The sequence below is a fragment of the Embleya sp. NPDC005575 genome (assembly GCF_040605455.1).
Lineage (GTDB): Bacteria > Actinomycetota > Actinomycetes > Streptomycetales > Streptomycetaceae > Embleya.
This window is the reverse complement of the sequence record NZ_JBEXCV010000005.1, coordinates 24947-47749: the sequence shown is the minus strand read 5'-3', so window position 1 is coordinate 47749 and position 22803 is coordinate 24947. Positions and strand designations below refer to the sequence as shown.

The 22803-nt window shown below is 70.3% G+C and carries 19 protein-coding genes; 8 read left to right on the top strand and 11 right to left on the bottom strand.

Translation table 11 applies throughout. From position 1 onward, the window contains the following. Window positions 1-177 precede the first annotated feature (177 nt). The 3 genes from ABZS54_RS02670 (at window position 178) to ABZS54_RS02660 (ending at window position 3684) form a co-directional block, all read left to right on the top strand. Window positions 178-939, top strand: coding sequence for an isoprenyl transferase (locus ABZS54_RS02670; RefSeq protein WP_355530113.1), 762 nt, complete (start codon window positions 178-180; stop codon window positions 937-939). Between the two features lie 292 nt (window positions 940-1231). Continuing rightward, window positions 1232-2548 (top strand): PhoH family protein, encoded by a 1317-nt coding sequence (locus ABZS54_RS02665; RefSeq protein ID WP_355530110.1) that lies wholly within the window; start codon window positions 1232-1234, stop codon window positions 2546-2548. A 413-nt stretch (window positions 2549-2961) separates the two neighbouring features. Continuing rightward, window positions 2962-3684 carry a transglycosylase SLT domain-containing protein gene (locus ABZS54_RS02660; RefSeq protein WP_355530107.1) on the top strand — a complete coding sequence of 241 codons (723 nt, stop codon included), beginning with the start codon at window positions 2962-2964 and terminating at the stop codon, window positions 3682-3684. 100 nt (window positions 3685-3784) lie between these two features. On the opposite strand, the gene ABZS54_RS02655 is transcribed toward ABZS54_RS02660, so the two are convergent. After that, window positions 3785-4945: a steroid 3-ketoacyl-CoA thiolase gene (locus ABZS54_RS02655; RefSeq protein ID WP_355530104.1), complete on the bottom strand. Its 1161-nt coding sequence runs from the start codon at window positions 4943-4945 to the stop codon at window positions 3785-3787. Between the two features lie 343 nt (window positions 4946-5288). Here ABZS54_RS02655 and ABZS54_RS02650 point away from each other — a divergent pair, with 343 nt between their 5' ends. Next, complete coding sequence (locus ABZS54_RS02650; RefSeq protein ID WP_355530101.1) at window positions 5289-6596, top strand: TetR family transcriptional regulator; 1308 nt, start codon at window positions 5289-5291, stop codon at window positions 6594-6596. A 278-nt stretch (window positions 6597-6874) separates the two neighbouring features. Here the strand turns inward: ABZS54_RS02650 and ABZS54_RS02645 are convergent, their stop codons facing one another. The 3 genes from ABZS54_RS02645 to ABZS54_RS02635 all read right to left on the bottom strand — a co-directional run bounded on the left by ABZS54_RS02645 (window position 6875) and on the right by ABZS54_RS02635 (window position 9118). Further along, window positions 6875-7399, bottom strand: a complete 525-nt coding sequence (locus ABZS54_RS02645) for an alkyl hydroperoxide reductase (RefSeq protein ID WP_355530099.1) — start codon at window positions 7397-7399, stop codon at window positions 6875-6877. Window positions 7400-7402: 3 nt separating this feature from the next. Beyond that, entirely contained in the window at window positions 7403-7954 is a 552-nt protein-coding gene (locus ABZS54_RS02640; RefSeq protein WP_078976832.1) for a peroxiredoxin, read from the bottom strand. A gap of 705 nt (window positions 7955-8659) precedes the next feature. Next, window positions 8660-9118 (bottom strand): MarR family transcriptional regulator, encoded by a 459-nt coding sequence (locus ABZS54_RS02635; protein ID WP_355530096.1) that lies wholly within the window; start codon window positions 9116-9118, stop codon window positions 8660-8662. A gap of 90 nt (window positions 9119-9208) precedes the next feature. Between ABZS54_RS02635 and ABZS54_RS02630 the strand changes: the two genes are divergently transcribed. Both ABZS54_RS02630 and ABZS54_RS02625 read left to right on the top strand, forming a co-directional pair. Next, on the top strand, window positions 9209-9733 hold the full coding sequence (locus ABZS54_RS02630) for an SgcJ/EcaC family oxidoreductase (RefSeq protein ID WP_355530093.1): 525 nt from the start codon (window positions 9209-9211) through the stop codon (window positions 9731-9733). 91 nt (window positions 9734-9824) lie between these two features. Then, window positions 9825-12002 carry an MMPL family transporter gene (locus tag ABZS54_RS02625; RefSeq protein ID WP_355530090.1) on the top strand — a complete coding sequence of 726 codons (2178 nt, stop codon included), beginning with the start codon at window positions 9825-9827 and terminating at the stop codon, window positions 12000-12002. 146 nt (window positions 12003-12148) lie between these two features. Here the strand turns inward: ABZS54_RS02625 and ABZS54_RS02620 are convergent, their stop codons facing one another. From ABZS54_RS02620 to ABZS54_RS02590, 7 genes are all read right to left on the bottom strand, one after another. Further along, window positions 12149-13018 (bottom strand): hypothetical protein, encoded by an 870-nt coding sequence (locus tag ABZS54_RS02620; protein WP_355530087.1) that lies wholly within the window; start codon window positions 13016-13018, stop codon window positions 12149-12151. A 9-nt stretch (window positions 13019-13027) separates the two neighbouring features. After that, window positions 13028-13531 (bottom strand): SigE family RNA polymerase sigma factor, encoded by a 504-nt coding sequence (locus ABZS54_RS02615; protein WP_355530084.1) that lies wholly within the window; start codon window positions 13529-13531, stop codon window positions 13028-13030. Window positions 13532-13655: 124 nt separating this feature from the next. Further along, window positions 13656-14342: a DUF402 domain-containing protein gene (locus ABZS54_RS02610; RefSeq protein WP_355530081.1), complete on the bottom strand. Its 687-nt coding sequence runs from the start codon at window positions 14340-14342 to the stop codon at window positions 13656-13658. 128 nt (window positions 14343-14470) lie between these two features. Continuing rightward, the gene (locus tag ABZS54_RS02605) at window positions 14471-15886 is read right to left on the bottom strand and encodes a class II fumarate hydratase (RefSeq protein WP_355530078.1); all 1416 of its coding nucleotides are present in this window, start codon (window positions 15884-15886) and stop codon (window positions 14471-14473) included. Between the two features lie 84 nt (window positions 15887-15970). Next, window positions 15971-16618, bottom strand: coding sequence for an LUD domain-containing protein (locus ABZS54_RS02600; protein WP_355530075.1), 648 nt, complete (start codon window positions 16616-16618; stop codon window positions 15971-15973). Next, complete coding sequence (locus ABZS54_RS02595) at window positions 16615-18111, bottom strand: lactate utilization protein B (RefSeq protein WP_355530072.1); 1497 nt, start codon at window positions 18109-18111, stop codon at window positions 16615-16617. The genes ABZS54_RS02600 and ABZS54_RS02595 overlap by 4 nt, the downstream gene beginning before the upstream one ends. Then, window positions 18108-18923: a (Fe-S)-binding protein gene (locus ABZS54_RS02590; RefSeq protein WP_355530069.1), complete on the bottom strand. Its 816-nt coding sequence runs from the start codon at window positions 18921-18923 to the stop codon at window positions 18108-18110. The genes ABZS54_RS02595 and ABZS54_RS02590 overlap by 4 nt, the downstream gene beginning before the upstream one ends. Before the next feature lie 164 nt (window positions 18924-19087). Between ABZS54_RS02590 and ABZS54_RS02585 the strand changes: the two genes are divergently transcribed. Together ABZS54_RS02585 and ABZS54_RS02580 are read left to right on the top strand one after the other, a co-directional pair. Further along, window positions 19088-21865 carry an alpha/beta fold hydrolase gene (locus ABZS54_RS02585; protein WP_355530066.1) on the top strand — a complete coding sequence of 926 codons (2778 nt, stop codon included), beginning with the start codon at window positions 19088-19090 and terminating at the stop codon, window positions 21863-21865. Continuing rightward, window positions 21865-22761 carry an ABC transporter permease subunit gene (locus ABZS54_RS02580; RefSeq protein WP_355530063.1) on the top strand — a complete coding sequence of 299 codons (897 nt, stop codon included), beginning with the start codon at window positions 21865-21867 and terminating at the stop codon, window positions 22759-22761. The genes ABZS54_RS02585 and ABZS54_RS02580 overlap by 1 nt, the downstream gene beginning before the upstream one ends. Window positions 22762-22803 lie beyond the last annotated feature (42 nt).

The window sequence follows — 22803 nt, the reverse complement described above, 5'->3', positions numbered from 1 at the left end:
CTCCCGCCGGGCCCTCGGCGTTCGGAAAGCCGCCCTCGGATGAGCGCGCGACACGCCGTCCGCGAGCCGACCTTCACCGCATCTTCACGCCCGCCCTCCGCCGCGTGATGTCGAGCGGGTGTCGGACGGGAGTAGGGTTTTCGGCGCGGATGATCACGGACGGAGGAGCAGGTGGACATGGGCCTGCGGGACCTCGCATACGGCGCGTACGGCAAGCGCATCGAGGCGTCGCTCGACCGTACGGTGATACCGCGTCACGTCGGCGTCATCCTGGACGGCAACCGCCGCTGGGCGAAGGCGTACGGCGAACAGGTGGCCGAGGGTCACCGCAAGGGTGCCGACAAGATCCACGAGTTGCTCACCTGGTGTGAAGAGGTCGGCGTCGAGGTGGTCACGCTGTGGCTGCTGTCCACCGACAACCTCAATCGGCCGCCGGAGGAACTGGCCGATCTGATGGTGATCATCGAGAACGCGGTCACCGACCTGGCCGCCGCGCGCCGCTGGCGGGTGCACCCGGTCGGCGCACTGGACCTGCTGCCCGAACACACGCGCGAGGTGCTCAAGCGCTCCGAGGCCGAGACCGCGGACCTGACCGGCGTGTTCGTCAACGTCGCGGTCGGCTACGGCGGCCGGCACGAGATCGCCGACGCGGTCCGCTCGCTGCTCGTGGAGCATGCCGGCAAGGGCACCTCGATCGAGGAACTGGCCGAGGTGCTGGACGTCGAACACATTGCCGAGCACCTGTACACCCGCGGCCAGCCCGACCCGGACCTGGTCATCCGAACATCGGGTGAACAGCGGTTGTCCGGTTTCCTGTTGTGGCAGAGCGCGCATTCGGAGTTCTACTTCTGCGAGGCCTTCTGGCCGGACTTCCGCAAGGTCGACTTTCTCCGGGCGCTGCGCGACTACTCCGCCCGGCATCGCCGCTACGGCGCCTGACACCTCGTCACCGCTCCTGCTCACGGCCGGGTTTCCATCGGCATGTGATCATCCGTTTTGTGTTGGCAGTGCCTGGGACGGGAATAACCCCGTCGGGCCGGCGCACATCCGTGTGGGCCGGTGCGATATGTGGGTGACACCCCGTCACCTGCCCGGGAGGCCCTTCCGTGCACTACATGCTCCACAGTTCACGGCGACAGGAGGGCCGGGCACCCGGCCTTCGGGCCGGGGCCCGGACTCCGAGCGATCAGGGCGCACGGTGCGCGTGCCCTGAGAGGGGGCGAGGCACTCCGTGGCCACGATCCAACGCCGTGCTCCGCAGCACCGGACGTATGTCCTCGACACCAGCGTGCTCCTTGCCGATCCGTCGGCGCTCTTGAAGTTCGACGAGCACGAGGTGGTTCTTCCCGTCGTCGTGATCACCGAGTTGGAGGCCAAACGGCACCACCCGGAATTGGGCTACTTCGCCCGACACGCGCTGCGGAAGCTGGACGAACTTCGCACGCAGTACGGGCGGCTGGACGCCCCGGTGCCGATCGGGGATTCCGGCGGCACGCTGCGGGTGGAGCTCAATCACATCGACGCGACCGTGCTTCCGCCCGGATTCCGGCTGGGTGACAACGACTCGCGCATCCTGGCGGTGGCCAGGCACCTCATGGCCGAGGGGCACGATGTGACGCTGGTGTCCAAGGACGTGCCGATGCGGGTCAAGGCCTCCGCGGTGGGGCTGAGCGCGGAGGAATACCGCGCCGAATTGGTGAACACCTCGGGCTGGACCGGGATGGCCGAACTCACGGTCGACGCCGACGACATCGACGCCCTGTTCGAGCACGATCGCACGCGCATCGAGCAGGCCGTCGACCTGCCCTGTCACACCGGACTGGTGCTGGTCTCCGAGCGCGGCAAGGCGCTCGGTCGGGTCACCGCGGACAAGCAGGTCCGGCTGGTGCGCGGCGATCGGGACGTGTTCGGCCTGCACGGGCGCAGTGCCGAGCAGCGGATAGCGCTGGATCTGCTCCTCGACCCGGACATCGGCATCGTGTCGATGGGCGGCCGGGCGGGCACCGGCAAGTCGGCGCTGGCGATGTGTGCGGGTCTGGAGGCGGTGTTGGAGCGCAACCAGCACCGCAAGGTGATGGTCTTCCGTCCTCTCTACGCGGTCGGCGGTCAGGAACTCGGCTACCTGCCCGGCACCGAGAACGAGAAGATGAGCCCCTGGGCCCAGGCGGTCTTCGACACGCTGTCGGCGGTGACCACGTCCGACGTGATCGAGGAGGTCGTCGCCCGCGGGATGTTGGAGGTCCTGCCGCTGACCCACATTCGCGGCCGGTCGTTGCACGACGCGTTCGTGATCGTGGACGAGGCGCAGTCCCTGGAGCGCAATGTGCTGCTGACCGTGCTGTCGCGGATCGGCAGCAATTCGCGGGTGGTGCTCACCCACGATGTCGCGCAGCGGGACAACCTGCGGGTCGGTCGGCACGACGGGGTGGTCGCGGTGGTGGAAAAGCTCAAGGGGCATCCGCTCTTCGCGCACGTGACCCTCACCCGGTCCGAGCGGTCGCCCATCGCGGCCCTGGTGACCGAGATGTTGGAGGACCTGCCGGGCTGACGGATGCCTGATGAGGGGCCCTGTGGGGGAGTTGTTCGGCCGGCCCCGTCGGCGACGTCTCGACTGCTTCGAGACGTCGCCGACGGGGCCCTCCCGTGTCGGCATATTCCGGGTGGAAACGGTCTGGAGCGGAAAGGGAAAAGGCTTTGCCTTTCCTGGACTTGTGATGTTCGCCACGTCTTCGAAAATTGCTTCCGAATGTTTGGCTGAGGCAGGCTGCTGGACTTGTAAGACCCTCGCGTACAGCACTGCCCGACGACTTGACACATGACCTGCTGTACGCCGCCCACCGCACGTGCCGGACCAATCATTCGGCGCGCGGGCCGAAATGCTCCCTCGGGGAGCATGGGAAGACCGGGGTTGGACTCGTACACCGCTTCGACCGCGGTGCGCGCCTGTCGGAAGGAACGTGTGTGAGCCGGATCTCGGTTCGGGGGATAGCCGTGGCATCCGCCACCGCTGTCACGGCCGTTGGCGCCGTCGTCGGTTTCAGTGGAACGGGCGTTTCCGCGCCCGCCGGCGCCCAGACGGTAGACGAAGCGAGCACCACGAAGCTTCTCGAGGTTCCTGCCGCCCCCCAGGCGCAGCAACTGAGCACCGGGATCACCCACCAGGCCGACGCGCAGACCGCCGCCTACGACGAGGCGCAGCGCGTTCAGGCCGAAGAGGCCGCCCGGGTCAAGGCCGAGCGCGACGCGGCCGAGAAGGCCGCCGCGGAGAAGGCCGCGGCCGACAAGGCGGCGGCCGACAAGGCAGCCGCGGACAAAGCGGAAGCCGACCGCAAGGCGGCCCAGGAGCGCGCCGCGCGCTCCGACAACCGCGGCGCGGTGGAGAAGGTGTCGGCGTCCGCCGCCGACGCCCAGGCGATCGCCAAGTCGATGATGAGCTCGTCCCAGTACACGTGCTTCAGCAACATCGTCGAGCGGGAGAGCGGTTGGCGGGTCAACGCCACCAACCCCTCCTCCGGTGCGTACGGTCTGGTGCAGTCGCTCCCGGGGAACAAGATGGCCTCCGCCGGCTCCGACTGGCGGACCAACCCCGCGACGCAGATCAAGTGGGGCCTGGGCTACATGAACGAGCGCTACGGCAGCCCGTGTGCCGCGTGGACGTTCTGGCAGGGCCACCACTGGTACTGAGTGGACCGCGAGTCGAGCGACTCGCCTTCGGACTCGGATCGAGCCCCGTACGCCCAACGGCGTGCGGGGCTCGATCCTTTCGGTCGGGTGGGGCCGCGGGTCAGATCCGCTCGATGATCGTGCCGGACGCGTTGGCGCCGCCGGCGCACATCGTCACAAGGGCGAACTGCTGGTCGGTGCGCTCGAGTTCGTAGAGCGCGGTGGTCAGCAGCCGGCCGCCGGTAGAGCCGACCGGGTGGCCGAGGGCGATCGCGCCACCGTTGACGTTGACCTTGTCCAGGTCGGCCTTTTGCACCTGAGCCCAGGAGAGCACGACGGACGCGAACGCCTCGTTGACCTCGAACAGGTCGATGTCGGACATCGACATCCCGGAGCGGGCGAACAGCCGCTCGGTCGCGTCGTTCGGGCCGTCCAGGTGGTAGTGCGGGTCGGCGCCGACCATCGCCTGGGCGACGATCCGCGCCCGCGGGCGCAGGCCGAGCGCCCGCGCCTTGTCCTCGTCCATGATCAGCAGCGCCGCGGCGCCGTCGGAGATCTGCGACGAGTTGCCGGCGGTGTGGATGCCGTCCGGCAGGACCGGCTTGAGCTTGGTCAGGCTCTCGATCGTGGTGTCGCGCAGGCCCTGGTCGCGATCGACCAGCACGGTCTCGCCGGTGGGCTTGCCCTCGGCGTCCAGTAGGGGGGCCTCGACCGGGACCACCTGCGAGGTGAACCGGCCCTCGTCCCACGCGCGTTTGGCGTTGGCCTGCGAGCGCACGCCCAGGGCGTCCACGTCGGCGCGGGTGATGCCGCGGTTGCGGGCGATCCGCTCGGCGGCGGTGAACTGGTCGGGCAGGTCGACCGCCCAGTCCTCCGGCTTGGACTTCTGGCCGGGCTTGGCGGTGTGCCCGAGCGGGTTGCGGCTCATCGACTCGATGCCGCATGCGACTCCCGCGTCGATGGCGCCGGTCGCGATCAGTCCGGCGATCAGGTGCACCGACTGCTGGGCGGATCCGCACTGGCAGTCGATCGTGGTGCCGCCGGTGCGGTGCGGCAGGCCGGCGTACAGCCATGCGTGCTTGACGATGTCGCCGGACTGCTCGCCGGCCTGGGTGACACAGCCGCCGATCACCTGGTCGACCAGTTCGGCGTCGATCCCGGCCCGCTCGATCAGCCCGCGCTGGACAGCCGACAACAGCTGCACCGGGTGCAGGCCGGCGAGCCGGCCGTTGCGCTTGCCGATGGGGGTGCGCACGGCTTCGACGATGACGGGGTTGCCCATGGGGTCGCTCCTAGCGAGTCCTGAGTGGCCGGTCCTCGGGGCCGGGCCACGGATGGCGACGCATTTGATCCAGCCTGAACTCACCCTGCCCCAAGTGTATGACTAAGTCAAGGATATGATCCCGTCGGGTCGGCCGTCTCCCCCGGGTGCCTCGGGCTCGTACGCGTGTCGCGTCGGGTCCCGCTTCGGCTGTCGCCTCACCCCGAATCTCGCGCGCTCCGCGCTCGTTCGCACTGCGACTCGGGTCCGCAGCCGGGTGATATCGGTGGGGCTGGTGGGGCTGAAAAGGACTACCGGAACGTGAGATTCCGCCTGGGATTCCCAGGCGTACTACGCTTGGCCTGTGTTGAGCGATCGAGCGGGTGCGGAGCGTCACAACAGGCCGCGAGCAGATCGACGCGCGGAGATCATCAGACACGCCTGTGCGCTGTTCGCCAAGCGAGGCTACGGGGCCACGACGGTCCGCCAGATCGCCGAGTCCGCCGACATGCTCTCGGGCAGCCTGTACCACCACTTCCCCTCCAAGGAAGCGATGTTGCTCGAAGTGCTCGACACCTTCTTCGCGGACATCATGAGCCGGCAGCGGGCCACGGTCGAGCGCGGCGACGAGCCGATCGCCACGCTGCGCGGCCTGCTGCGGGACAGCCTCGAAGTGATCGGCAGCAGCCCCGACGCGGCGATCGTGGTGGTCGGCGAGTCGCGCCGGCTCTCCCGCAGCGAGGGCTTCGTCTGGCTCTCCGACCGCACCGCCGAAGCGTCCACGCTGTGGGGCCGGGTGCTGCGCCGGGGAGTCGAGGACGGCAGCCTGCGCCGAGACCTGCACCCCGTGCTGCTGTCGCTGATGTTGCAATCGGCGGTGTGGGGGATGGCCCAGTGGTACCGACCGAGCGGTCGCTACGACCCGGACGCGGCCGCGGGGCGCCTGGTGGACGTGTTCGTGCGCGGCGTCGTGCGGCCGGGGCACTACGCCTCCCAGCGGATCTGCAACCTGCTCGGGCCCGCGCGCTATGCGATGCCCACCCTGCGTCGGGTCGGCCCGATCGAGGACACCAGGGTCGAGGCCGAGCGGCGGATGGCCCGGGTACCGCGCCAAGCCGACGCGCGCACCCGGATCCGGATGGCCTCCAACCTGCTCTTCGAGCAGGACGGTTACGCGGGCACCACGGTGCGTCGGATCGCCGATCTGGCCGGCGTGCCGGTCGGCAGCCTCGCGCATCACATCGGCTCCAAGGAGCAGTTGCTCGGCGAACTGCTCGGCGAGTTCCTCGGCGACCTGCGCACCGCGTTCGACAGGGACGCCGCCGCGCAACCGGCGCCGGTGGAGCGGCTGGCCGGCCTGATCGGGCGGACCGTGGAGGCGCACGCGTACCACGGGGTGTCCACGGTGCTGGCGATAAACGAGGTACGCGGCGACGAACTCCCGGCGAGCCGGCTGACCGCGCAGCGCGCCAAGGTCTCCGACACCTGGACCGGGGCGCTGGTGGCCGGCATCCGCTCCGGCGACTTCCACCCGGACCTGGACCCGGTGTTCACCCAGCGGGTGCTGCGCACGGCGATCTCGACCGGGAGCCGGATCTATCGCGGGATGGGCGTGCGGGACGCGGTGGGGCTGTACCGGGAGGTCGCGCTGGCCGGGATGAGGGTGCGGTGAGCCCGCGGCGCGGCAGGTGGGCGTACGGCAGCCGACCGAGGCCGGTTCGGCTTCGGCGGGTGACCCGGCTGCACGGTCTGACCCGACTGTGGTGGGCGACGTGTGCGCTGTGGGTGATTCGTTCGCGGTGGGCGATTCGCTCTCGTTCGGTGGTGCGTTCGCGCGCACGACGATGACGTTCGCGGCTTCGGCCGGTTCGGGAAACGACGAGAGCCCGTCCCCGGGCGGGGACGGGCTCTCGCGGGTGTCGCGGGGTGTTCGCCGGTGGCAGGGCGTGCTCAGCCCTGCTCGGTCTCCAGCGTCACGCCGACCGCGTGGATCACGGCGGCGATCTTGATCGCCTCCTGGATCGTCTCGCGCGGCACGCCCTCCTTGCGCAGGACCTGCTCGTGCGACTCCAGGCACCGGCCGCAGCCGTTGATCGCCGAGACCGCCAGCGACCACAGCTCGAAGTCGGCCTTCGGGGCGCCCGGGTTGGCCATCACGTTCATCCGCAGACCGGCCCGGAGGTTGCCGTACTCCGGGTCGCCGATGAGGTGCATCGAGCGGTAGTAGATGTTGTTCATCGCCATGATCGCGGCAGCGGACTTGGCGGCGGTGAACGCCTCGTCGGACAGGCGGCTCTTGGCCTCCGGTTCGAGTTCGGCGAGCACCTTGGGGCTACGCGTGGCGATCGCGCAGGCGAGCACCGTGCCCCAGAGCGTTTGTTCGGCGAGCTTCGAGTTGCCCACGACCGAGCCCAGGTTGAGCTTGAGGTCCTTGGCGTACTCGGGCAGTGCGGCCTTCAGGACGTCGAGACCCATGGATCAGGCGTCCATCAGCTTGGCGGCGTCGAGGGTCTCGCCGCCCTTCTGCCAGTTGCACGGGCACAGTTCGTCGGTCTGCAGCGCGTCGAGGACCCGCAGGACCTCGTCGGGGTTGCGGCCCACCGAGCCGGCGGTGACCATGACGAACTGGATCTCGTTGTTCGGGTCGATGATGAAGACCGCGCGGTCCGCGACACCGTCGGCGTTGAGCACACCGGCGGCCGAGGACAGCTCGCGCTTGAGGTCGGACAGCATCGGGAACGGCAGGTCGGTCAGGTCCGGGTGGTCCTTGCGCCAGGCCAGGTGCACGAACTCGGAGTCCACGGACACGCCGAGCAGCTGCGCGTCACGGTCCTGGAAGTCCTCGTTGAGCCGGCCGAACGCGGCGATCTCGGTCGGACACACGAAGGTGAAGTCCTTCGGCCAGAAGAACACGACGCGCCACTTGCCGTCGTAGGACTTGTTGGTGATCTGCTCGAAGGCCTTGTCCGCCTCCAGCGACACAACGCCGGTGAGGTCGTACTCGGGGAACTGGTTACCGACAGTAAGCACTGGGTCTCCTCCGCGAAGGGTCCGGGAAGGCAGGTTCACCATCCCGGTCGGACGTACGTTGATCACGATGCCACAGCGGAATTGATAGATGAAATAAGCAATGACTCAGTCATTGATCGTGATCACTTATCAGTGGCTTTTGCGAGGAAATTCCCAGCTCAGCGCGTGCGCTCGTGCGTTCGACCGCCGGTCGGCGTCGGCGGGATGGGCGGAGGAGGAGCCTACGCGCCGTTCGGCCGAACGCCGAATCGGGACATTGCGATGATCTTGCAATCGACCCGGCCGACACGAGCGGACCCACGGTCCGTGCGCCGAACGGTGGCTGCGGGAATTACCCACCGTGACTCCATTACCGGCGGGCGGGCGGGGCTGCGACGGCGCACGTGGCACTTTCTGCGCCAGGAATGCTCGACGTGGCCCGGTGGCATGGCCTGGTGGCCTGGTGGCTCGGGGCTCGGCGGTCCGGTGGCCTGGATTCGGCGGCTCCGTGGTCCGGCGGCTCGGCGGCCGGTGGTCCATCAGGGCGGCCCACGCCGGTTGTGGGCCGTGTCGGAAGGCACCCGGCACCGCCTGAACGCCGAGGGGCCTACCGATCCGCGGCGGCCGTGTGCACATCACTTCCCGCACGGGCAAGCCCATCCGTGATCCCGGGCCCGAAGCGCTCCGCTTCGATCGGTGCGCCGCGCTGGTCACCGTCGCAGGGGGTCAGTTCCCCGTTGCGCGTAGTTCGTCGTTGGTCTCCTGGTAGGCCTCCGTCGCGCGTTCGAAGTAGTCGAACAGCACGGCCAGTTGCTCCGGGGTGTAGCGGCGCATCAGGTCGCCGATGCGGCGCCGGGCCGGGGCCATGGTCTCGTCGAGGGCGGCCGGCTGGGCAACCGGTTCCACGATGACCTTGCGCCGGTCGTCGGGGGCAGGGGTGCGCCGTACGTAGCCGGCCGCCTCCAGGCGGTCGATCAGGCGCGTGGTCGGCCCGGTCGTGAGTCCCGTGCGGGTGACGATCTCGCCCGGGGTCATGGCGCCTGCGAGTTCGAGGATGTTGAGCAGGTGCAGGTCGGACGGACCCAGACCGCACGTCTTGGCGCTCGCGAGGCCGTGGAGCGTCACCGAACTCAGGTAGCGCCGGTAGACGTTCCCGGCGTCGAATCGGACGGCAGGCGTTGACACGGGCGCACTCCCTTTCTAGTCTCTTCCTCAGAGAAGAGAAATCTTCTAGGCAGAATCTTCTTCCCGGAAGCTATCACTGGAGGGTCCGACATGCCCGAGGCCATCGACACCATGCTCACCACCGCCACCCCGGACACCGCCGACACGCACACCGTCGACACCACGGCGGCCGACACCGCGTCGATCAAGCGGCTCCTGGGGCGGGTGGACGCGGCCTGGGGGCAGGGCCACGGGGCGGCCTACGGCGCCGGCTTCACCGCCGACGCCACGTACATCACCTACGTCGGAACCCTCTACCGCGGCGGCGACGAGATCGGCCGCGCGCACCAGGCCCTGTTCGACAGCTTCCTCAAGGGCACCCGGATCGCGAGTGTCGTCGAGGAGATCCGCTTCCTCGGTGTCGACGCGGCCGTGGTCGTCACTCGCGGCGACACCTACAAGGGCGACAAGGTTCCGTCCGCCGACAAACTCGCGAAGATCCAGACGTACACGGTGGTCCGCGAGCCGGGCGGCGACTGGCGCGTCGCGGCGTTCCAGAACACGTTGCGCAAGCCGCTCATGGAGAAGGTGTCCTTCCGGATGCAGCCGAACAGCCGGCCCGCCGAAGACCGGTGACGGTGCCACCGACAACCACGTCCTCATCGGCCACACCCATGCCCCCGTCCACACCAGCGGACCCCGTCCCCAGCTCTACGGAATCGAACCCATGACTGTCAGCGAAGAGTACCGTCGCCCGCCGCAAGATCCCCTCGAATCAGGCGTGTTCGCGCGCCTCGCCCGATTCGCCCATCGGCGCAAGTGGCTCGTCCTGGCCCTGTGGGCGGCCGTCCTGGTCGGCGCATGGGGCCTCGCCTCGGCGACCGGGAGCGACTACCACGAGGACTACTCGATACCCGGCGCGCAGTCCCAGAAGGCCGTCGACCTCCTGGAGAAGCACGGTTCGGCGCAGGCCGGCGACACGCTGGAGATCGTCGTACGGTCCGATGGCGACCTGCGCGACGCGGGAACCCGGCAACATTTCGAGACCGTGCTGCGGCAGGTGGCCGGCGCACCCGGGGTCGCGCAGGTGCGCAGCTGGTACGACGAGCCGTCGGCAGTCGCTCCCGACGGGCACATCGGCTACGCAACCGTGCTTCTCGAAGGCACCTCGCAGGACCTCTCGAAGGCCGACACCGAGCAGATCCAGCGGATCGCGGAACAGGCCGAACGGCCGGGAGTCCAAGTTGAGTTGGGCGGCGAGGCGGCGCGCGTGCTCGGTCAGGCCGAGGGCGGTGGCGCGGAGGGCGCGGGCATCCTTGCGGCGCTCGTCATCCTGGTCTTCCTCTTCGGCACGCTGATCGCGGCCGGGCTGCCGATCGTCACGGCGCTCTTCGCCGTCGGCTCCTCGATGGCCGTCGTCGTGGCCGCCTCACAGATCTTCACGATCGCCGACTGGGTGCCGTTCGTGATGATCCTCGTCGGCCTCGGGGTCGGCATCGACTACGCCCTGCTGATCTTCGCGCGCTACCGCGGCGAACTGGTCAAGGGCGCGTCGCCCGAGCAGGCCGGCACGACCGCGCTCGACGCGGCCGGCCGTACCGTTTTCTTCGCGGGCTGCACCGTCATCCTCGCGCTGCTCGGGCTGGTCGCGCTGGGCCTGGGGTCGTTGCAGGGCATGGCGCTGTCCGTCGCACTGACCGTGCTGGGCACGATGCTCGCGTCGATCACCCTTCTGCCCGCGCTGCTGGGCATCTTCGGTGATCGCTTCGCCCGGCAGTTCCGGGCTCGCGCCGCCAAGCGCGTGGCGAAGAAGAGGGCGCCCGAGGGCACCATGTGGCGACGGATCGGCGGTGCGGCGCAGCGTCGTCCGCTGATCGCGCTGCTGGTCGCGGTCATCGCGCTCGGCGCACTCGCGGTCCCCGCGCTCGACATGCGTCTTGGCTTCTCGGACGCCGGCAACGATCCGTCCGACAGCACCGGCCGCAAGGCATACGACCTGCTCGCCAAGGGCTTCGGGCCCGGCTTCAACGGGCCCCTCGTGGTGGTCGTCGACGAGGGCGGCGGCACCGCGGCGGCGGCCGGCGCCCAGGCGGCCGGCGTACTGCGCACCACCCCGGGCATCGCGGCGGCGACCGACCCGATCCCGACCGCGGACGGCCGGGTCGCGACCATCGTGGTCTTCCCGACGTCGTCGCCGCAGGACGAGCGGACCTCGAAGCTGGTGGGCGAACTCCGCGACGACGTACTGCCCGCGCTGACCACGGCCACCGGAGCGACGTACCTGGTCGGCGGTGCGACGGCGGGGGCCGAGGACTACGCCGACAAGGTCGCCGAACGCATGCCGCTGTTCATCGTGATCGTGGTCGGACTGTCGATCGTGCTGCTGATGGTGGTCTTCCGGTCGATCCTGATCCCGCTGAAGGCGGCGGTGCTCAACCTCCTGAGCATCGGATCCGCGCTGGGCGCGATGTCGCTGGTCTTCCAGCACGGCATGCTCGGCGCCGAGGCCGGGCCGATCGAACCGTGGGTGCCGGTCGTGATCTTCGCGATCGTCTTCGGCCTGTCGATGGACTACGAGGTGTTCCTGATCTCCCGGATACACGAGGAGTGGCGGCGCACGAAGGACCACGGGCGGGCCGTGCGCGAGGGTCTCGCGCACACCGGCTCGGTCATCACCGCCGCCGGGGCGATCATGGTGGTCGTCTTCAGCGCATTCGTGCTGAGCCCGCAGCGCGCGCTGCAACAGCTGGGCTTCGGGATGGCCGTCGCCATCTTCGTGGACGCGGTCGTCATTCGTTGCCTCGTCGTCCCGGCCGCGCTGCAACTGATGGGCCCGCGAGCCTGGTGGCTCCCCGCCCCGCTCGCCCGCCTGCTCCCCAAGGTCGACGTCGAGAAGCACGGCTGAACCAAGAGCCATGAGCAGGGTCGGAGCAGCCGCTCCGACCCTGCTTTCGCGTCCGCCGTCCGTCGCACCCGGCGTCTCGCCCGCTCTTCGCCGACCTTCCGGTCGCCCTCGGCCCTGTTCGAGAGGGTCGGACGGGACCCGGTCGTTCAGTCCGCAACCGGCTGCGTGCGCCAGAAGTCCACGGCTTCCAGGAAGGTCGGGTCGGAGACCAGCCGGGCCACCTGTTCGCTGGTGACGGGCGGCGCCGCGTGGGTTCGCACGTCCGAGAGCATGCCGAAGAACACCTCCGCTCCGTGGTAGCCGAAATTCGCGATCGGAATCGCCGGGGACGTGCTGCCCGCGTCGGGCGCGATGTTGCCGACCGAGATCAATGTTCCGTCCGGAAGCCGCCCGTCGACACACGGAAGCGCCGGGGTCTGCGACTCCCGCTCGGCACAGGGCATGCTCCAGGCACCCCCCGGGCGGGCCTCGGCAGGGACGGCGGGCAGGTCGACCCGTACGGTGATCTGGTAGCTCTCGTCACCGGAAACCAGGCGATACGCGTTCACGCTGTTGTCCGGAATGACGATCCGGCCCACGTCCGGGGGCAGCAGCTTCGTGATCACATCGGCGAGCTTCTGTTTGAAGGCGTAGCGCAGTTCGACCTCGGACCGGGTGAACTGCCGGGTCTTGCCCTTCTTCGTCGGCGTCACGTGCATCGTCGGATACGCCGTCGTCGGCGCGGCGAGCGGCTGGTCGGTCGGCCAGTTCGCCGGATGCAGCGGCAATTCGCCAGGCTGTGAACTGCCCTCCCGGCCCGTGTCGCTGCCCGCCCATGGCGCGAGCAGCAGGGTCGGCGCCGCGATCGCCGCGACCGATGCGACGCCCACCACACCGATCAGCGCCCGGGCCCGAAGCCGCCGCCGGCGCCCCTGCCGCACCGCGCCGGGCACCAGGTCCGGCAGCGGGGGAAGTTCGATCGTCGCCCGATCCAGCACCATCCGAAACTCCTGATCAGCACTGTCTTCACGCAGCATGACGATCCCTCAGCTCTCCGTCGAGTACAGGTGGAGGTCTCCGAGTTCGGCCCGGAGTTTGGCCATCGAACGGGCGCACTGGCTCTTGACGTTGCCGGTGCTACAGCGCAGCAGCGCGGCGACGCTCTCCACGCTCAGGTCCTCCCAGTAGCGCAGGATGACCATCAGGCGCGGCTTGGGCGGCAGCGTGTCCAGCGCCGCGAGCAGGGTCAGCCGCAGGTCCGGGTGCTGTCCCGACTCGGGCGCTCCCGACCCGAGTTCGTGTGCCTCGTGTTCGCGTTGCCGGCCGCGCTGCTCGCTCAGGAAGGTGCGGCTGAGCACGGTCTTGGCATACGCGTCCAGGTTCTCCGCGCGACTCGCCCGCTTCCAGTGCCGGAACAGCTTGGCCAGCGTGGTCTGGGCCAGGTCCTGAGCCCGATCGGCATCCCCGCACAGCAGATACGCGGTGCGATAGAGCTGCTGTTGGCGCGCCCGTGCGTACTCCTCGAAATCTCGTCGGCCGGTTGTCGGCATCTCGACCCCCTCGTTGTCACCCCGTTCAGAGCGACCGAGAGCCGAAAGGGTTGCACCCGAGATCGAGCGGATCACAAAACACGTCGGGCCCGACCGAAGTCGGGCCCGAGTCCTGCGGAAGCGGCTACGCGATGCGCACGTTGTCCGCCCAGTCGTCCGGGAGTTGCGGCAGCGGCCAGGCCGGGTCCGGGCGCCAGTTCTCCCAGCCCTGGTCGAACGGCGCGCCCCAGGTCCGGATCGCCTCGACGGCGGACCGCCCCTCCGCCTCGATCGCCTCGACCTGTTCGTCGGTGAGCCGGCCCGCCTCCCGGGAGGCGGCCAGTTCGTCCTGGTCCTTGTACTCCCAGCGCCGGTCCGGGGTGACCCACACGTCCAGCACGTGGTCCTCGGTGTCCACCCCGCCGGACCATCGGGTGCGCGGGCGTTCGAGGTTGACGTACCAGCCGGAGAAGCGCCAATCCGCCTGCCAGAACAGCCAGACCGACCACGGTTCGTCGGGTCGGGCCAGCATCAGCACCCCGGTTCCGGTCCACTCGACGATCGAGGGGATTCGGCCGAGTCGGAATCTGCGTTCGATCGGCGCCGTGCGGATGTCCGATCCGTCCGGCAACATCGGCTTGACCCGGGAGGTGCCCCCGGCCAGCCAGACCGCGAGTTGGTTCGGGTCGTCGCGAACGACGGTCACCGGACGGCAGTCCAGGACCTGGTCGCCGCGCAGATAGCGCCACAACACCTGGTCGCCGGGAGACCAGGTGCCGGGCGCGGAGCGGGGATCCTCGAAGTGCTCGTGCATGCGCAGGATGTTAGACATGACCTTGATTTACCCAGCGCCCGTAACACCTGACCGTGAGTCATGTTACGGGTGGGCCATCATGCGAAGAACATCACGGGTGTGTGCGTACGCCCCTTCGCCGCGCGTACGGCGGGCGGCGCGCCGCGTCACGGATGGGTCATCCCGAGCACGTCCAGCGCTGCGTCGAGTTCGGCCTCGGTCAACCGGCCCGCCGAGACGTGGCCGCGCTCGATCACCACCTGCCGGATCGTCTTGCGCTCGGCCAGCGACTGCTTGGCGATTTTCGCCGCCTCCTCGTAACCCAGGAAACGATTCAGTGGAGTGACCACCGACGGGGACGACTCGGCGTACTCGCGCATCCGTTCCACGTCAGCCTCGATGCCCGCCACCGCACGATCGGCCAACACCCGCGTCACGTTGCCGAGCAGGCGGATCGATTCGAGCAGGTTGCGGGCGATCACCGGAAGCATCACGTTGAGCTCGAAGTTGCCCGCCGCGCCGCCGAAGGCCACCGCCGCGTCGTTGCCGATCACCTGCGCGACCACCTGGCCGACCGCTTCCGGGATGACCGGGTTGACCTTGCCCGGCATGATCGAGCTGCCCGGTTGCAGGTCCGGCAGCCGGATCTCGGCCAGCCCGGTGCGCGGTCCCGATCCCATCCAGCGCAGGTCGTTGACGATCTTGTTCAGGCCAACCGCGATGGTACGCAACTGGCCGGACAGCTCGACCAGTCCGTCCCGCGCGCCCTGTGCCTCGAAGTGGTCGCGAGCCTCGGTGAAGGCCAGCCCGGTGGAGGCCGCGATCTCCGCGATCACCCGCGCCGAGAAGCCCGGCGGGGTGTTGATGCCGGTGCCCACCGCCGTGCCGCCCAGCGGCAGTTCGGCCACGCGCGGCAGGCTCGCCTGCAAGCGCTCGACGCCGTGCCGCACCTGCGCCGCGTAGCCGCCGAACTCCTGCCCCAGGGTCACCGGTGTGGCGTCCATCAGGTGCGTGCGCCCGGACTTGACCACGTCGGCGAACTCGGTCGCCTTCGATTCCAGGGTGGACGCGAGATGGTCGAGCGAGGGGATCAGCCGGTGGGTGACCGCGAGCGCCGCCGCGATGTGGATCGAGGACGGGAACACGTCGTTGGACGACTGGGACGCGTTGACGTGGTCGTTGGGGTGCACGTCCCGACCCAGGCGCTCGGTCGCCAGGGTGGCGAGCACCTCGTTCATGTTCATGTTCGAGGAGGTGCCCGAGCCGGTCTGGAACACGTCCACCGGGAACTGGTCGGCCCACCGACCGGTCACCACCTCGGCTGCGGCCTGCTCGATCGCCTCCGCGGTGTCCTTGTCCAGCACGCCCAGTTCGGCGTTCACCCGTGCCGCCGCGCCCTTGATCCGGGCCAGCGCCTCCACATGTGCGGGCTCCAGACGCTGCCCGGAGATCGGGAAGTTCTCGACGGCGCGCTGGGTCTGCGCCCGCCACTTGGCGGCGGCCGGCACCGGTACGTCGCCCATCGAGTCGTGCTCGATGCGGAACTCGCCGGTCGAATCTGCGGACGGTGCTGCCTCGGACATCGCTGTCGCCTCCTGGATGAGCGTTCCCACGCCACAACGGCCCGCCGGCTCGACCTGTTCCGGTCGAGAGCCCAGGGTGGGTCACTACCCGGTCAGCAGGACGTGCAACGTGCGCGGCCCGTGTACGCCCTCCACCCGCTGCAGTTCGATGTCGCTGGTCGCCGACGGGCCGGAGATCCAGGTCTGCGGGCGGCGTGGATCCAGCCGGGCGATCGCCTCCGGCACGGTGCCCACGATCTGGTCGGCGCGCACCAGGCACAGGTGGTAGTCGGGCAGCAGGGTGAGCGCCCGACGACCCTGGTCCGGGCCGGTGTCCAGGACGATCGTGCCGGTCTCGGCGATGGCCAGCGCACATCCGGTGGCTACCGCGTCGATCTCGCCGAGCGCGTCGTTGTCCAGCGCGGGCGAGTCCACCACCAGTTCGACACCGAGCCGGGTCAGCCAGGCGAGCCTGCGCCCGGGCGGCACCACCAGTCGGGTGACGCCGGCCGCACGCAGCAGGCCGCTCGCGGCCGACAACAGATCCTGGGCGTCGTCCACACGCAGCACGGTGGCCTCGTAGTCGGCGACCCGCTCGGCGAACCGGCCGACCACGTCCAGGCCCGCCGGGCGCTCGCGCCGATACGCCCGTCGCACCGGCGGCGGCTTGGGCCGGTCGTCCAGGGCCGTGCGCAACCGGTCCAGGATCACCGTACGGGCCTCGTGGTCCGCCTCGTATCGCTCCACCTTCATTCCTCCAGACCGCCGTCGGTGCGCTTGTACCAGGAGCGGAACGACTCGGCCGGCGGCGCGGGCGCGTCCCGGTCGGCGAACCACGCGCCGACCGGACCGGTGAACCGCTTGGGCAGCGGGATCCGGCCGATCACGCCGTGCCGAGCGAACCGCGCGCCGACCCCGGCCACGTGCTGCGCGAAGCCGATCCGCCACGGCTTCTCGAAGGTCCACCGCACCGCCTTCATGCCGATCTCCTCGGCCCGGTCGTGCGGTCCGCGTCCGCCGTCCACAACCTGTGCACGAAGATGCACGAGCACCTCGGGGATGTCGATCCGCACCGGGCACGCGTCGAAGCACGCGCCGCACAGCGAGGATGCGAACGGCAGCGACGCGGTCTGCGCGTCCACCGGGTGCGCCGCGATGCCGCGCAGCTGCGGGGTGAGGATCGCGCCGATCGGCCCGGGATACACCGACCCGTACGCGTGTCCGCCGGTGCGCTCGTACACCGGGCACACGTTCAGGCACGCCGAGCAGCGGATGCAGCGCAGCGCCTGCCGGCCCACCGGGTCGGCCAGCACGTCGGAGCGGCCGTTGTCGAGCAGGATCAGGTGGAATTCCTGCGGGCCGTCGCCGGGGGTGACGCCGGTCCACATCGAGGTGTACGGATTCATCCGCTCGCCGGTCGAGCTGCGCGGGAGCAGTTGCAGGAACACCTCCAGGTCGCCCCACGTGGGCAGCAGCTTCTCCACGCCGAGCACGGTGATCAGCGTCTCGGGCAGGGTCAGGCACATTCGCCCGTTGCCCTCGGACTCGACCACGCACACCGTGCCGGTTTCGGCGATCGCGAAGTTGCCGCCGGAGACCGCGACCTTGGCGCGCAGGAACTTCTCCCGCAGATGCCGGCGCGCGGCGGTGGCCGGCGCGCCCGGCTCGTCGGCCAGGCGCTCGGGCGCCGGTTGGCCGACCCGGCCCATCTCGCGGACGAAGATCTCCCGGATCTCGGCCCGATTGCGGTGGATCGCGGGCACCAGGATGTGCGACGGAAGATCCTCGCCGAGCTGCACGATCAGCTGCGCCAGGTCGGTCTCCCACGCGTGGATGCCCGCGTCGGCCAGCGCGTTGTTCAGCTCGATCTCCTCGGTGGCCATCGACTTGACCTTGACCACCTCGTCCACGCCCTTGGCCCGGGCGATCGCGACCACGATCGCGTTCGCCTCGGCCGCGTCGCGAGCCCAGTGCACGACGCCGCCGGCCGCGCGGACCGCGACCTCCAGGTGTTCGAGGTGGTCCGGCAGCCGGGCCAACACGTCGTCCTTGATCGCCTCGCCGGCGCGGCGCAGCAGTTCCCAGTCGGGCAACTCGGCGACCACCTCGTCGCGCCTGGCCCGGATGGTGTGCGTGGCCGCGCGCAGGTTGGCCCGCTGGACGTCGTTCGCCAACTCCGCGTGCGCGGCCTCCGGGAACGGGGGCATCCCGACGAATGTGGGTTCCCTGCGTACGGATGCGGTCATCGCGTCACCTCCGGTCCCAGGGCCTGCTCGGCGGCGAACTCGGATCCGGTGTCCAGGCCCGGCCCGTACGGCGGCACGTCCGGCAGTGCCTCGGTGCAGGCCAGGATGTCCGCGAGGTGCAGCACGCGGATGCCCGCTTGTTGGCGCGAGATCAGTCCGCCGATGTGGGTCAGGCACGAGTTGTCGCCCGCGCACAACACCTGCGCACCCGATTCCAGTGCGGCGCTCACCTTGTCGTTGCCCATCGCCACCGAGGTGTCCACGTTCTTGACCGCGAACGTGCCGCCGAATCCGCAACATTCGTCCGCGCGCGGCAGGTCCACCAGGGTGAGGCCGCGGACCGCGCGCAGCAGCCGGGTCGGCCGATCGCCCACCCGCAGCAGGCGCAGCGAGTGGCATGTGGGGTGGTAGGCGACGCTGTGCGGGAAGTAGGCGCCCACGTCGGTTACGCCGAGCACGTCGACCAGGAATTCGCTGAACTCGTACACCTTCGGCGCGACCCGCGCCACGCCGGCCGGCAGTGCGCCGCCCGCCTGTCGGGCCACGCTCGCGTGGTACTCGCGCACCATCGCGGTGCACGACCCGGACGGCACGACCACCGCGTCGTAGCCCTCGAAGGCGTCCACGAAGGACCGCACCAGCGGCACCGCGTCCTCGCGGTAGCCGGAGTTGAAGTGCATCTGCCCGCAGCACACCTGGCCGTACGGGAACTCCACCTCGTGTCCGAGGCGCCGCAGCACCCGGACCACGGACTTGCCGGTCTCCGGGAAGAGCGTGTCGTTGAAGCACGTGATGAAAAGGGCAAGGCGCACAATTGACCTCCGCGATCGACTGTACGGATGTCCTCCGCAGGCGCTTGGCCAAACCTGCCGCGCGCGTCCGGTCGTGTGACGAAGGGGGATCGGGGAGATCGGCGATCGGGGCCGGGCATGCCCTTGTGCCGGACCGGCGGGGTCGTACCACGTAGGGTCGGCGCATGAGTCTCCGGACGGCACTCGGCCGCCCCTTCGCCGTTGCGCGTTCGCGGTTGACCACGCGTCGATCACGTGTCCTGGCCGGTGTCCTGGCCCTCGTGGTGGTGATCATCGCGGCCCTGGGGTTCGGTGCCCTGGTCCGAGACGACCCGGTGGCGGCCGTACCCGCCGCCGAGCAGCGCATCGACGTCGCCGCCGGGCCGGGCGATTCGGCCCGGATCGGCATCGACACCACGCTGTTCCTGCCGCCGGGAGCGCACGAGCGGGCGCCCGCCGTGCTGCTCGCGCACGGATTCGGCGGCAGCAAGGCCGAGTTGCGCCGGGACGCGGAGGCGTTGGCCCGTTCGGGGTACGTGGTGCTGACCTACTCGGCGCGCGGCTTCGGCGGCTCGGCCGGGCAGATCATGCTGGACCAGCCGGACTACGAGGTGGCCGACGCGCGGGCGCTGATCGACTGGCTGGCGGCCCGGCCCGAGGTGCGGCTGGACGCCCCGGGCGACCCGCGGGTGGGCGTCGCGGGTGCCTCCTACGGCGGTGCGCTCGCGCTGCTGACCGCGGCCTACGACCCGCGGGTGGACGCGATCGCGCCGCAGATCACCTGGCACGACCTCGCCGACGCGCTGCTGCCGAACGCGGCGGGCGACGGGCCGGCCGACGGGGTGTTCAAGAAGATGTGGGCCGGACTGTTCTTCTCGTCCGGGACCACCCCGCTGGGCACGCTCGCCCCGATAGACGCGCACACCGGCTGCGGCCGGTTCGCCGAGCAGGTGTGCGCGATCTACCGCGAAGTGGCCGTCGGGGGTAGGTCCACCCCGCAGGCGGTCGACCTGCTCCGGCGGGCCAGTCCGACGTCGGTGGCGGACCGGATCGCGGTGCCCACGCTGCTGATCCAGGGCCAGAACGACTCGCTGTTCCCGCTCGACCAGGCCGACCGCAACGCCGCCGCGATCGCGCACAACGGCGCGCCGGTGGAGGTGGTGTGGACGGCCGGCGGGCACGACGGCGGCCGGCCGCAGAGCGCGATGGTGCGCGATCGTGTCACCGGGTGGTTCGACCGGTGGCTGAAGCCGCTCCAGGCCGTGCCCAAGGCCGGTGCGCCGACTCCCGCGGGGGAGTTTCGGGTGACCCGCTCGGGCGGGGTGGACAGCGCCACGCGTGAGCAGCGGCTGCGGATCGCCGACACCGACCGCTACCCCGGCCTGGGCGGTACCCGGCAGCGGGCGGTCGCGCTGGCCGGGCCGGAGCAGACGGTCGCCAATCCGCCGGGGGGTGCGCCGACCTCGGTGTCCGGGCTACCCGGGCTCGGTCTGCTGTCCGGCGCCGGCAGCCTGGGCGCGCTCGCGTCGGGGGCGGGCGACCTGGGCGGGATCGCGTTCGACCTGCCGGGGCAGAGCGCGTTCTTCCAGAGCGAGCGGTTCGACCAGAGCACCTGGATCACCGGCTCGCCGACGGCTCGGGTGCGGGTGTCCGGCGCCGACGACATCGTGTTGTTCGCGAAGCTGTACGACGTCGCGTCGGATGGCGGCACCGTGTTGCCGCACCAGCTCGCGGCGCCGATCCGGGTGACCGGTGCGGCGGCCGGGCGGGACGTGGAGATCCGGTTGCCGGTGATCGACCACCAGGTCGACTCGGGCCACCGGCTGCGGCTCGTGCTCACCGCGACCGACCTGGGCTTCGCGTCGCCGAACGCGCCCGCGAGCTACCGGGTCGCGCTCGCCGGTCCGCTGACCGTGCCGTCGGTGCCGCAGTTGCACGTGGCCTCGACCGGCTACCCGTGGTGGACGTGGGGCCTGCCGCTGATCGCGGTGCTCGTCGCGCTCGCGCTGCTGCTCACCGGGCGGCGCCGGGCGGCGGCGGCCGTCCCGGATCCGGCACTGGCCGAGGTGCCGCTGCAGATCCGCAATCTGACCAAGCGCTACAAGGGCGGCAAGCTCGCCGTCGACGACCTGTCCTTCCAGGTGGAGGCGGGTCAGGTGCTCGGTCTGCTCGGCCCCAACGGGGCGGGCAAGACGACGACGCTGCGGATGCTGATGGGGCTGATCCTCCCGGACGGCGGCGGGATAAGGATCTTCGGCCGGGTGGTCGGGCCCGGTGCGCCGGTGTTGTCCCGGCTCGGCTCGTTCGTCGAGGGTCCCGGCTTCCTGCCGCACCTGTCCGGCCGGGAGAACCTGTCGCTGTACTGGCGCGCCACCGGGCGCCCGCACGCGGACGCGCACTTCGACGAGGCGCTGGAGATCGCCGGGCTGGGCGAGGCGCTGGATCGCAACGTGCGCACCTACTCGCAGGGCATGCGGCAACGGCTCGCCATCGCACAGGCGATGCTCGGCCTGCCGGACCTGCTCGTACTGGACGAACCGACCAACGGGCTCGACCCGCCGCAGATCCGGGCGATGCGCGACGTGCTGATCGGCTACGCGGCCACCGGCCGTACCGTGGTGGTCTCCAGCCACCTGCTGGCCGAGGTCGAACAGACCTGTACGCACGTCGTGGTGATGCACCGGGGCAGGCTGATCGCCTCCGGCCCGGTCGCCGAGATCGTCGGCAACGGCAACACGCTGGTGATCGGAACTCCCGTCCCGGACCTGGCGATCGCGACCCTGAAGGATCTGCCGGGCGTGGGCTCGGTGGAGCCCGAGGAGGGCGGCGTGCTCGTGCATCTCGCGGGTGCGCGAACCTCGGTCCTGGTGGCCGAACTCGTCGGCGCGGGCGTCGCGGTGGACCGGGTGACCGCGCGCCGCCGCTTGGAAGACGCGTTCCTGACGCTCATTGGGGAGTCCTGATGACCCGCACGCTCCCCGATCTGCCGACCGACGAGGGCGCGCACCCGATCCCGGGCGCGGCGCACGCGCACGGCTATCGCCCTCGGCACACGCTGCCGGTCTGGGTCGAGACCGTCCGCCAATTCCGGCGCCGGCGCACCCTGTTCATGATCGGCCTGTTGCTCGTGCTGCCGTGGATCCTGGTCGCCGCGTTCAAGATCGGCGGCGATCCGTCGGCGGACGCGGTGCCCACGCTGGTGGACGTGGCGACCAAGAGCGCGCTCAACTTCACCGCGTTCACGCTGTTCGTCTCGACGGGCTTCCTGCTGGTCGTGGCGGTGGCGCTGTTCTGCGGCGACACCGTTGCCAGCGAGGCGAGTTGGTCCTCGCTGCGCTATCTGCTGGCCGCGCCGGTGCCGCGGGCGCGGCTGCTGCGGGTCAAACTGGTGGTCGCGCTCGGCTACAGCGTGCTGGCCCTGGTATTGCTGCCGCTGATGGCGATGATCGCGGGCACGATCGCGTTCGGCTGGGGCCCGTTGGATCTGCCGGTGGGGGCGTCGTTGCCCACCGGCGAGGCGCTCGGGCGCATGTCGGTCGTGGTCGTCTACGGCGTGGTGGCGCAACTGGTGGTGATGGGCATCGCGTTCTGGCTGTCCACGGTCACCGACGCGCCGCTGGGCGCGGTGGGCGGCGCGGTCGGCCTGGTGGTGGTCTCCAACATCGTGGACGCGGTGACGGCGCTCGGGTCGTGGCGGGACTACCTGCCCACGCACTGGCAGTTCGCGTGGGTAGACGTGCTCCAGACCGACCCGCAATGGGACGGCATGATCAAGGGCGCCGCGGTCTCGGTCGCCTACGCGGTGGTCTTCCTGGCCCTGGCCTTCCGCCATTTCGGCCGGAAGGACATCGTGTCGTGAGGTCGGCGGGCGCGCCGGTGGTCATGGGCGGCGAGCCGCGGA